Source organism: Ketobacter sp. MCCC 1A13808, assembly GCF_009746715.1.
Taxonomy (GTDB): Bacteria; Pseudomonadota; Gammaproteobacteria; order Pseudomonadales; family Ketobacteraceae; genus Ketobacter.
Map to the genome: position 1 here is coordinate 199189 of NZ_VRKW01000004.1, position 13119 is coordinate 212307.

General features: G+C 50.4%; 2 protein-coding genes. Both read right to left on the bottom strand.

Going from position 1 to position 13119, the window contains the following annotated elements; genetic code table 11:
- Window positions 1-18: 18 nt before the first annotated feature.
- Window positions 19-11196, bottom strand: a complete 11178-nt coding sequence (locus tag FT643_RS10390) for a non-ribosomal peptide synthetase (protein WP_156871325.1) — start codon at window positions 11194-11196, stop codon at window positions 19-21.
- Window positions 11197-11325: 129 nt separating this feature from the next.
- Entirely contained in the window at window positions 11326-13032 is a 1707-nt protein-coding gene (locus tag FT643_RS10395) for a sensor domain-containing diguanylate cyclase (protein WP_198043471.1), read from the bottom strand.
- Window positions 13033-13119 lie beyond the last annotated feature (87 nt).

Consider the following 13119-nt stretch of genomic DNA (forward strand, 5'->3'; position numbering starts at 1 on the left):
CTATCAAATTATAGCGGATTATATTTCTAATTCTTCGAAGTCTTCGTCGTCGCCGGAAGACGCTGTCTGCTCAGATTCCCGTAGCCACAGTGCATTTTCCACATAGGTTGCCATGCCTTCGATCGAGGCTACTTCGAGCAGCCTGCGCATGGAGAACTCCACGCTATACGCTGTTTTTACACGGGTAACGATTTGCACGGCCAAGAGCGAATGGCCACCTATGTCAAAGAAGTTATCCACCACGCTGATTTGATCCATTTTCAAGACAGTCTGCCAGATTTCCGCGATCTCACGTTCCACATCGGTTCGGGGGGCGATATATTCGCGCGCCTGCCAATAATCTGCAGGAGCCGGAAGTGCCCGTTTATTAATTTTTCCATTCGGGGTCAACGGCAGCTTATCCAACGGGATAAACAGTGACGGAATCATATATTCCGGTAACGATCGACGCAGCTCCGTACGGGCCAGATCGGACAGGCCGGACTGTTTCCCGTCCGACTGCGGTGAAGATGTTTGCAGGTAAGCCACCAGACAATCATCGCCGCGCAAGTCTTGCCCTCGGATGACAATCGCCTTGTCAACTGCATCCAAAGAAGCGAGATGACGTTCAATTTCTGCCGGTTCGATGCGGAAGCCCCGAATTTTAATCTGATCGTCAATGCGCCCCAGAAACTCTACCTGGCCGTCGCTACGGTAACGACCTTTGTCGCCAGTCAGGTAGATCCGGTCCGGTTGTTCCGGAGATGACGCGAACGCATGCGTAACAAACCGCTCGGTGTCACCATCCAGATAGCCTTGGCAAAGATACGGCGTGCGGATACCGATCTCGCCTACCTCACCCGGCGTGCAAAGTTGTCGGTCTGCGTTCAGGATTAACAATTGGACATCATCAATACCGCAACCCACTGGTACGTATTCAGGCATCGCAGCTAAGGCGTCTTCACTCAGATCCGGTGCAATTACGGGGTAATAACCCATCACTTGCGGAGTTTCAGTTGCGCCGTAAAAGTTGGCCACCGTTGCTTTGGGAGCCAGATCTTTGAAACGCGCGACCGCTTTCCAGGACAAACGATCGCCACCGAAACCAGCAAACCTTAACTGAGGCAGGGTTTGGTCGTCCTTGCGAACACCGGCCATCACATCGGCCATTGACGGAGTCAAATGCAGGGAGGTGACCCGTGCGGTTTCCATCCAGCTCAACAGCGTTTCCGGATTCGCCATCCAATCCCCGTCGGGAATGCAAATACTGGCACCCACGCTCAGAGGAACAAAAATATCCCGTAATAACGGATCGTGGGCCAGCCCGGATAACAGGGTGAATCGATCCGTTGATTGAACATCGAACCGCTTTACATACCAATTTACAAAATGCGCAATGGCGGCAAAATCACCCTTGATGCCTTTTGGTAAGCCCGTGGTACCCGAGGTGAATGCCAGGTAGGCGGTGTTGAATTGATTGTGTTGTTCCTGCCAATCGGCGGATTTGCTTGTGGCTTCATTACTTCCTGATTGCACCAGCTGTCGGAACCCGAAAGTCGCCAACATTGGCACTTCGGCACAGACGGCCTGCATCAACGCTTCACTATCCAGCAGATTGATGAGCGCTTTCGGGGCTGCCGCGTTGGTGATAGCACTCAGTCGTTGCACCGGGTAGGCGGAATCCAGCACGACAAAGGCAGCACCGGCCCGTAGTACACCGAGTATCGCACTTACCAAGGAGGGAGTACGTTGTGCCAGAATAGCGACCGGCTGTTCAATGCCGACACCCGCAAGCTGCAAGCCCCGCGCAATGGCGCGGCTTTCCGTTTCCAATTGCCCGTAACTAATGGCCTCACCTTGAAAATCGATCGCGATTTCGTCCGGCATTTCACAGGCATGTTGTAAAAACTGTTCCACTGGACCAGAAAAATGCTGTGTCGGAATGGGCTGCTTCAGATCCGGTAACCAGTTCTGATCCTGTTGTGATTGAAGGCTATATCCCGCGACAGTCGTATCCGTATCCGCCACAAAGTGTCCAAATAACCGGACATAGTCCTGCATAAAACGCGCAACGGTTTCTGCTTTGTACAAATCCGCGTTGTACACCATATGCAACGCCAAACCATCGTCTTCTGTCTCACTCACATAAAGATTGAAGTCGTATTTAGCATGAATATGGTCTTGTTCACGCAACAGCGGCTCAATATTCAGCAAAGAGTTGGATTCCTGCTGCACCGGCAAATTCAACAAATTCAGAAACGCTTGGGCGAAAGGCGTGCGTGACGGATCGCGGGGCGGCTTCAGTTCCTCGACGATTTTTTCAAAAGGCAGCGCCTGATGCGCATAAGCGCCCAACACCTGCTCCCTGACCAACCGTAAAATCTGTCTGCCATTATGAGCCGGGTAAATCTCGCTGGAAACAACCACGGTATTGATAAAAAAGCCGACCAGATTCTCAGATTCAAGCTCTTCCCGACCGGCAATAGGCGATCCCACATTTATATGCTGCTGACCGGTATATCGCTGTATTAGCACTTTATAAACTGCCATTAACACCGTATATAGTGTGGTGCTCTCTTCTTTGGCGAGAGCCTTTGCCTGTTGAATCAACCGGGGTTGAACATGGGCTTGAGCGGATGCACCCCGTGTGGTCATTACTTTCGGACGCGGAAAATCCGTGGCGATTTGCAGTACCCGACCGTCATTATCGAGCTGCTTGCGCCAGTAATCCAGATGGGCTTGTAGCACCTCGCCCTGCAACCAGCTTCGCTGCCAGGCCGCAATATCCACGTACTGGATATCCAGGGGAAGAAGGCGCGCTGGGCGGTTTTCCACGTCTGCATGGTACAGCTCTATCAACTCGGCAATCATGATATTCAGCGACCAACCATCGGACACAATGTGGTGAATCGCGCCGGCAAATATACGCTGTTCCTGGCCCTGCTTCGTGGTAGGTAACCTAACCAAAGCACCGCGAATCAGGGGGTCCTGCGCGAGATTAAAGCCACCCTCCGTTTGCTGTGCGGTGATCTTTTCCAATTCCCGCTGAGCAGTAAGCGCATCAACATCGGATAGATCAATCTCAGAAAAAGCCCATTCCCGGTGCGGATGGATGACCGCTACAGGCTCGCCCTGTACGGTGGTAAAACTGGTACGAAGTGTTTCATGGCGTTGCACTATGGTATCGAAACAGCGCTTAAACGCCTGTGTGTCAATGGCGCCGTTAATGCGTAAAGCGACCGGCATATTATAAGCCGGGCTACCCGGATCCAATTGGTCCAGCAGCCAGAGCTGTTGCTGTACGAATGACAAGGGCAATGGCTTGGTGCGATCCACCTTAACAATCGGCGGCTTTTGCTCACGTTCTGAATTCATTAGCGCCGCATCCACCAATCGGGCGCTGGTGCGGATAGTGGGTGATTCAAACAAAGCCCTTAGGGGAATATTAACTTGAAACTGTTTTCGTATACGGGAAATCACCTGAGTTGCTAACAGCGAATGGCCGCCCACACTGAAGAAGTCATCTTCTACTGATAGGGAATCGATACTCAAAACGGCCTGCCATATCGCGAGAATTGTCTTTTCGGTATTCGTTTCGGCAAGCGCAATATCACGCTTATCAGAAACGCTTTGTTGCGGAGCCGGCAGCTGATTTTTGGCCACCTTTCCGTTGGGTGTTAATGGCAATTGATCCATAAAGACAAAATGGCCAGGCACCATAAACTCAGGCAGATCTTTGCGTAAAAAATGGGTAAGTTCGCTGGTTGACGGTTGCTCGTCGCTGCTAATCACCAAATAAGCTGCCAACGATTTAATGCCGGGGCTATCCTCCCGCGCGATCACACAGCAGGCTGCGACCTGGGGAAATTGACGAATTTTAGCTTCAATTTCTCCTGGCTCAATGCGGAATCCCCTGATTTTGACCTGACTGTCGATACGCCCTAAATATTCGACAGATCCATCCGTGAGATACCGTGCCAGATCACCAGTCCGATAAATGCGCTCATGTTCAGCACCGTAGGGGTTAACGATAAACTTGTCACGGGTTTGTTCCGGATCATTAAAATACCCCGGGCCGACACTGTCCCCCCCAATACATAATTCTCCCGGCACACCTTGCGGCACCATTTTTTGATTTGAATCCAGAATATAAAGCTTCACATTGTCGATGGGCTTACCAATCGGAATATTCGCACCGGGCACACAATCCGCATTGTCCACCACATGAAATGTTGCAATGTCTGCACATTCCGTAGGCCCGTAACTGTTCACCAGCTTGCCGGCATCGCGCTGTATCCAATTGGACAAGCGATCTATATCAATCGGCTCGCCACCCAGAAACACATAGCGCAGCGAATCCAACTCAATGAGATCGTCTACCTCTTCTACTATGGGGTAAAAGGCATTCGGCGCGCAGTTAACCCAGGTCACATTTTGTTGCGTGATGGCTTGCACCAAATCCTGGGGATCGTATTCGTGGACCGTAGGCAGCACTAATGCAGCACCACTGACCAGCGGTGCAAACAAATTCTTCTGGGTTAAATCAAAACCGATGGCACTGACCAACAAAACACGATCCGCCGGCGACATATAAAAATCGCGGCAATACCACGCTAGAAGATTCACCTCAGCTGCATGGTTTGCACCGGTACCCTTGGGTTGACCGGTTGAACCAGAGGTATAGATGACATAAAGCAAAGACTTGGCATCACCCTGCAAAGCCAGGCGTTCAGAGCTTAAGGGATCAAGCGCGGCATCGAGCTTATCCAGATAATGGACCGAGCTGGCAGTCAATATGGATTCGTATTCACTGGATGCGACCACCAATTTGGTGCCAGAATCCTCCAGCATATAGGCAATACGATCAGCGGGGTAAGACGGGTCCAGGGGTAAATAAGTCGCACCGGCTTTTAAGACACCCAGAAGCGTACTCATCAGGTGTAAATTACAGCGCGGGAGCATAATTCCCACCACGTCGCCAGTACCAATACCTTGACCGATAAGATATCGCGCAATCTGATTCGCCCGATGTTCCAATTGTTGATAACTCAGACTCTGTGTGCCAAGCAGCACCGCTGGGGCATCCGGAGTTCTGTCAACCTGTTCTTCAAACAATTGGTGAACGGTTGCAGTTTGACGATAATCGGATTGCGTTGAGTTGCGGGACTGTAACTGCTGAATTTCAGTGTCGGTTACCAGTGAAATCTGATTCAGGGACTGCGACGGATCGGCCACGACCAACTGAAGAATGCGCAAATAATGGGAAATGAGCTGCTCGACAAAAGCACGATTGAATAACGCCGTGCGGTAGACCACCTCCCCCGCAATCACGCCATTTTGTTCCCCCAAACTGAACTCAAGATCGAATTTGGCTACCACATTATCATTGGCAATCGGCTTGAGCTTAAGGCCCGGCACCCGAAGATCGTTGTTCATTTGAATGTTTTGCAGCGAAAACAGAACCTGGAATAGAGGTGAATGCAGCATGTCCCGTTCCGTCACCAACTCATCAACCAAACGCTCAAAAGGCACATCCTGATGGGCATAGGCATCCAAAGTCTGCTGTCGAACCTGCTGCATCAGATTGGCAAAGCTGCCATTGCTATCAAGCTGTGTACGCAACGCCAGCGTATTCACAAAGAAACCGATAACCGGCTCTATATCGTCGTGATTCCGGTTCGCGATAGGACTTCCAACACAAATATCATCCTGGTTACTGTATTTGGATAGCAATAGTTGGTAGGCCGCCAACGTGGTCATGTATAAGGTTGTGCCCTGCTCTCGGCTCAATTGCTTCAAACCGTTGGACAGCTTTTCATCCATGGTGAAACTGAGCACATGACCGGCAAACCCCGTTTTCTTGGTGCGAGGCTTGTTTACCGGCAGGTTTAACACTTCAACACCGGCAAGGGAATTGCGCCAATAAGATAGCTGCCGTTCCAGTTCATCTCCATTGAGCCAATGTCGCTGCCAGGCAGCAAAATCCACGTACTGAATATTCAGCGTTGGCAACGGGCTCAAACGACCGTGGTTAAAAGCGTCGTACAGCACACCCAGTTCGCCCATCAGTATACCGTTAGACCAGCCATCAGAGATGATGTGATGCATATTCACGGTTAACAGGTGCTGCTGATCCGAGAACTTCAAAATCTCTATGTTGAATAGCGGCCCGGTTTCAAGATTAAAAACATGGCTATACAGCGCGTCAACTGTTTGCCGCGCTGCTACCTGCTGCTGCGCCTCTGTCAGTTGAGACAGATCCACAAGCTTGGGCTGCCAGTTTTCTGCCGTCTCTATAATTTGCGCGGGCTCGTCATCAACCGCAATAAACCGGGTTCGTAGCACCCCATGCCGACGCACAATCTCCTGCAAAGAACGGATTAACGCATCCAGTTGCAGGTCACCTTCCAGGCGAAACGCACCGGGCATGTTGTAAGCGGTTGAACCCGGATCCAATTGATCCAGAAACCACAACCGTTGCTGTGCATAAGACAAGGGTTGTGGTTTGCTGTAATCCACCAAGGTGATCGGTGGAATATTTTTGGTCTGCTTTGCTCGATTAACGGCAACAGACAACTCGGCTATTGAGGGGGCCAGAAACAACTCGCGCACCGACAACGCGATTTCGAACTGTTTTTTGATCCTGGAAGTGATGCGGGTGGCGAGCAGGGAATTACCACCGATAGCAAAGAAATCATCGATCACGCTGATATTGGTTTGTTGCAAAACCTGCTGCCAAATTTGGCTAATCTGGGTTTCAGTGTCGTTTCTGGGTGCAACGTAAACGCTGGCAACCTGTAATTGCCGGGACGGATCAGGTAAAGCTGAACGATCAAGTTTACCGTTCGGGGTTAATGGCCACTGTTGAACCGTCATCACCAGCGACGGAATCATATATTCGGGTAAATGCTGTCGCAATGTCTCACGCCATTGATCGGGCTCCTGCCCCGCTACCACATAGGCAACCAAGCGATTCTGGCTAACCACGACAAGTCCGTCTTCGACCCCGGGCAATGCCCGTAATGCGGTTTCAACTTCACCTAATTCAATACGCAGGCCGTTCAGCTTAATTTGAAAATCTTTACGACCGATGTACTCAATGTTGCCATCCGGTAACAACCTCCCCAAGTCCCCGGTGCGATACAGCCGCCCCTCCCCGGCATCGCGCTCTATAAATACCTGTTGAGTGAGTTCATCCCGGTTAATGTAACCAAGACCAACACCGGCGCCAGTGACACAAATTTCGCCGACGCAACCCGGCACTTGTGGTTGTAACTGTGCGGTCAGAATATGCAATTGGGTGTTGGGAATGGGTTTACCGATCGGAATCGTCTGATCTGCGGATTCAATCCGATCCAGGGTATGAAAAGCCACTACATCGGTGCATTCAGTCGGTCCATAGCTGTTCATCAATCTGGCTTGGCAATGGGGGCTGGCTAACCACGACGCCAAGGCGTTCAAGCGAATCGGTTCGCCCCCCAAAACCACAAAGCGCAAACTGGCCAACGCTCCATAGCCGCTGGCTGCAGCGGTTTCCACCAGCGGATAAAATGCACTGGGGGCGCAATTCACCCAGGTAATCTGATGTTGACGGATTAACTCTACCAACGCCTGCTCATCGTAATCCTGTTGGCCGGGCATGACCAACGTGCCGCCTGCCAGCAACGGCGCAAATACATTCTTCTGGGTCAGATCGAACCCCACGGCACTTATAAGCAAAGTCCGGTCTCGCTCGCTTATTCTCAACTCATCCAAATACCAGCGCTGTAAATTCGCTTCGCCACTATGGCTAACCAGTGCGCCTTTCGGTTGCCCGGTGGAACCTGAGGTATAAATAGCGTAAATCGGTTGTTCAGGACTCAGTGCGAGACCGGGATTCTGATCAGAGTATTGCTGCAGCTCAGAGCCAATCTCCGTCAACACAATTGAGCTGGTGTTGTGGCCACCGATTAAATCCAAGGTTTGCCGCTCGCCAATAAGCATCGACGCGGCGCAATCAGAAACAATAAACGCCAAACGTTCACGAGGATAATCGGGGTCCAACGGAACATAGGCTGCGCCGGCCTTCATTACGGCCAAGATAGAAACCAGCAAATCGGCTGTACGTCCCAGGCAAATGGCAACACGCGAACCGGGGGTAACGCCCGTTTCAATCAGATAGTGAGCCAGTCGGTTGGCCTTCTGGTTTAACCGGGAATAAGAAAGGTTTTCATTATTCACGCTATCTACAAGCGCGATATTCGTCGCAAACCGCTGAACGCTCGCCTCGAATCCGCTGAGGACATTCCAGGCCGGATCAATCAACTGTTCAGTCTCAAAACGAGACAACTGCAATTGTTCCGCAGCAGACAGATAATTAAGTTGAGTTACTTCTGCAATTTCATCAAATAGAATCTGCTCGCTGAGGTGCATTAGTCTGGGTAAAAACGACACATCCTGAAAGGCATTGTGAGCATAGCGTAATTCCAGCTGGAGGTTGTCAACGCCCTCTTTCACAATAAACTGCACGGCCCGGTCAACCTTGGGCGTGGAGAGCTGTGGCTGCAGAGTTGAGCCGTTTAATTCCATCTGCGAGACAAAGTCATAGTAATTGAACATAAAAATAGTGCGACCGGACGGCACCAACTCATATTGCTTTTGCAGAGAAATAGTGCGGAATTGACGGGCCTGGTTTCGCTGCAATATTAAATTATCAATCCAATCTCTGAGGCTTGCCGGCCCGGCCAATAGCTTGCCATCCACCACGCAGGGAAACTGCTGATAAAAACAACCAAAGGAGTCCAGCCAGGGTTGCTTCCGGCAGCCATAAAATTCATAGAAGGAAAATGCTGTTTCAGCCCGGCACACCTGTTTCAGCATTAACCCATAGAGTAATTTGAAATACAGCGGCACATTGATTTGGTTTGCAGCGCAAAATTCACGTATTGTATCCAGGTGACGCCGGTCCACTTCCGCAACCTGGGTAACATCTCCGAATGCCGACACCGTTTCCGGAGTCTGGTGGTCCCTGGAAGCAAGCGGAAAGTTGAGCGGCTCTACTGTCTGACCCTGCTGTTTCCAGTATTCAAGTACCGCAGGCGAGTCCATCTGCGTCCGGCTCCACTGCTCGAACGCGAAGGCACCTTCATCGACAAAGGCTTGTGGTGGTTCACCGGCTAACAAATTGCGATAGGCATTCAAGATCCGTTCTACCAGCATGAAAGCAGATGAGCCATCCAACAACAGGTGATGACAACTCACTACAAAGCGGTAACGATTTCGATAGTGAACAACACTGAATTCAACCAGGTCGCCGGCCAAACCGTCGTCTGCACGATGCATGAGTTGCATTGAGGTTTGATGCAGCGGGTTCTCTACCAGCACATCATCCTGCGCCTCGACCAACTCAAGCGTAATCGTCTTTGTATCGGGAATGACGCCATAAACCGGCTCGGCTGCAGGCAGGTCACAAACGACCAGCTGCATCCGTAGCACAGGCGCATGCCCTACTATCCAGTTGACTGCCTTGGTTAGCAAAGTGGTATCCGGCTGCTGTGGTAAATCCACATACACCCCAAACACATTCTGAGTGGTGTCCGGATTCGCCTGCTGATCCAGGAACATCACTTTTTGGTTTGGCGTTAATTCGATTAACCGGTTTTGCGCCGGATCACAACCCAGTTGCTGCAACAGGTGGGTTGCATCGTATATCGCGATATCGCCAATGTTGCGATCAGCATCAGCGCACAACTCTTGCACCAAAAACTGATACTGCTCCAGCATCGCAGCCACGGTCGCCGCATCGAATAAATCCGTGTTGTATTCCAGGCTGGCTTTATAGCAGTCGCCACTTTTTGCAATTCCCAAAAGCATGTCCATGCGTGCCGATACGTGCTCTGTAGGCAGCGCTTCAATTTCGACTGGCGTTTCCCCAAATGGACTGTGATCTTTGGCCTCTTGCAAATTAATCAACTGGAACGCGACCTGAGCTAATGGTGGAAACCCCGGTTGCCGCTCAATATCCATTGCGTCCATGAGTTTGTCGATGGGAAGATCCTGGTGACTGAATGCACCCAGCGTCATCTCTTTCACTTGCGAATAAAACTGCTTCACAGTGGGGTTGCCGCTAAGATCTATCCGCATCAATAGCATGTTGACGAAGAATCCGATCAGCTCCTGAACCTCACTGCGGCTGCGACCAGCAATCGGGGAACCGACAACAACATCGACACTGTTCGCATAACGTCCCAACAACAGTTGCCAGGCACCCAATAAAAACATAAAGGGGGTAACGCCTAAGTCGGAACACGTGCTATTAATCTTTTTGCAAAGATCGTTAGCGAAATCCGCGCTGCAAATCGCGCCATTATTAGTGGGGATATCCTGGCGCGGCCGGTCCGTTGGTAATGGCAACACCACCGGCGCGTCACGCAGAGTTTGCTGCCAGTAATCCAGTTGCTTTTGCATTTCTTCAGCGGACATTTGCTGTCGTTGCCAGGCAGAGTAGTCTGCATACTGAATTGCAAGGGGAGCTAACGGCGATGGCATCCCAGCGGCAAACACCATATACAGTGTACTCAACTCCTTCACCAACACTTCCATTGACCAGCCATCCGATATAATGTGGTGCATGCCGGCGATCAGTACATGGTGATCTTCTGCCAGCACAAGCAACCTGGCTCGAAACAGCGGCCCGACTGATAGATCATAGGGGGTCAGCGATTCTTTATTGACTTCCTCGGCTACGCGGGACTGTTGCGTAATCGCATCGTGATCACTCAGGTCGATTTTATGGAGCGCCCACCGATCAACCGGATGGATACATTGAACCGGTTCACCATCCACTTCCTTAAAATACGTGCGTAGCGACTCCTGGCGTTTAACAATTGTCGCAAACACTTTTTCAAGTACAGGCGCATTCAACGGCCCTTTTATGCGTAACGCACTGGACATGTTGTAGGTGACGTCGTGAGGGTTGAGCTGATCCAATAACCAGAGCCGCTGCTGGCCAAACGAGGTAACCAAGGGTAAATCTCGGGAAACGGCTTCAATCGGGGCTTCGGTCAAACGCTTGGCCTGGCGCAGGAATTCGATAATTTCTGACTTATTTCCGACCACCCTGGCTTTGATTTCAGGGGTAAAGGCACCTTCGGGTGCGCTAAAGCGCAGATTTTCACCTTCTAACCAGAGGCGGATATCCAGTTTAGAAAGCGAAGCCAGAAACTCAACTACGTTCATATTCTTCCTGTTGTGGTGTTATTGTTATTAGTATACCCAGTGTTTACCTTGCGTCACTACCCGTTTGCCCGGCGCTAAGTGCAGGATAAATCGCTAATTTTGGGGGATTTTTTCAGAACTTTAAAGGGGTTACAAAGTGTCTTTTGGTGTGTTTTTGAAATAATCACCAATATTAACCACAGATGTTCCCTGGGAATTGGTGATCGAGACCGTATTTCTTCCACTTCGTTTGGCTTTATAGAGCGCTTCATCGGCGACCTGAATAAAATCCGCAGGTTTAATATTAGCATTCTTCGCCACAGCCAACCCAATACTGACTGTGACCTGCTTAAATGGGCTCTCTTTATGAGGAATACACAGCCCCTGGATTTCCTTCATGATCCTTTGCGCGGTATTGTTAGCCCCCTCCTCATGGGTATCGGCAAGAATTATACTGAATTCTTCGCCACCGTATCGAAACAGCATATCCCCCGGGCGGCGCAAACAACCATGCATCACCAATGCCGTGCGGATCAGGGTGTCATCGCCCATCTGGTGTCCGTAGGCATCATTAAAATTTTTGAAATAATCGATATCAATCATCATCAGGGCAATATGTGTTTTGTCCCGCCTACTGCGTTCGAGTTCACCAAACAAACGTTCGTCAAACGCTCGACGATTGGGAATTCCGGTGAGCCCGTCAATCAAAGCCAACTGATAATTTTCATTGGCTTTCTGCTGCAGATCTTCTTTTTCTTGCTTCAGCTTCTGTATCTGTGACACCAGAGAAAAAGACAACAGCGTCACATTCAGAATAATCCCCCATTTGAGCGCGTTCACCGTAATCGTGTTGGACGGCATCCAGCCCTGCATCTGGCCCGCGAACAATACGGCGCCGATCAATCCTCCACTCCAGGCCAGCAAAAATAAGGTGGCTCCACTTTGTCGTTTCAACAGGCCTAACACGCTGGCATATACGATCAGGAAAACAACCGCAATCGGCCACAAAGCGGTGAAACTTACCAGCCACTGAGAGGCTTGAAGTGCACCGAAAACCGCGAGCACCAGACTGATCAGTCCGGCTATGATGTAGATTTTATCCAGTGTTCGATTGAGTTCGTTGATTTTCAGAAACCGGCGTGTAAACAACACCACAAAAGTGAGACAAAAACCCACCGTTATAGATTGCACATGCTCATTCACCCATCCGTCATCGGAGCGCCAGAAATACATGTTGCCAAACCCGGTGACGGCTAGTTCAAACACGGTTATCGCGCCAATCAGGCAAACGTAATATAAATAGGCCAGTTCCCGTGACATCACAAAAACGAACATATTATAAAAAATCATGATGAACAGAGCGCCAAAAAACAGCCCGTGCATAAAGATATTATTGCCACGGACGGACGGAAGTTCACTCTCTGAAATCAATCGAAGCGGGTATTGCATCGAACCCAGAGTTTGTAGGCGCACAAGAACATATGGGCTGTCTGAGGGTAGATTGAAATAAAACACCGGACTATACACTTCTCGACTGTACCAGGAACGTTGATCACCGGTACTGCCTTTTAGTGTCCAGCCAGTGGCATCGGAACCGGTGTAGACATCGATATAATCAATCAGTGGATAACCGTATTCTAGCCACCAATGCTGAGATAGATCGCGCTCTGGAAGCTCTACTAATACCCAATATACGGAATGGGAATAACCTCTGTTGCTTCTCCGGTTCAAATCCACATACTGACTGCTGTTTTTGAAATCTTCGGTTGAATTGGTCAGGAGCGGGTTGGGGGAGTCCGGATTACTGTCTACCAGCACCCAGCCATGCAGCGGTATGCCTTTTGCTTTTACATCCACGAGCGCAAACGTCGTGGATGCTACACACGAGAAAACAACCAACCAAGCTAAGCGCAAAACAAAGGGCACTATTCTGACACCATGTGT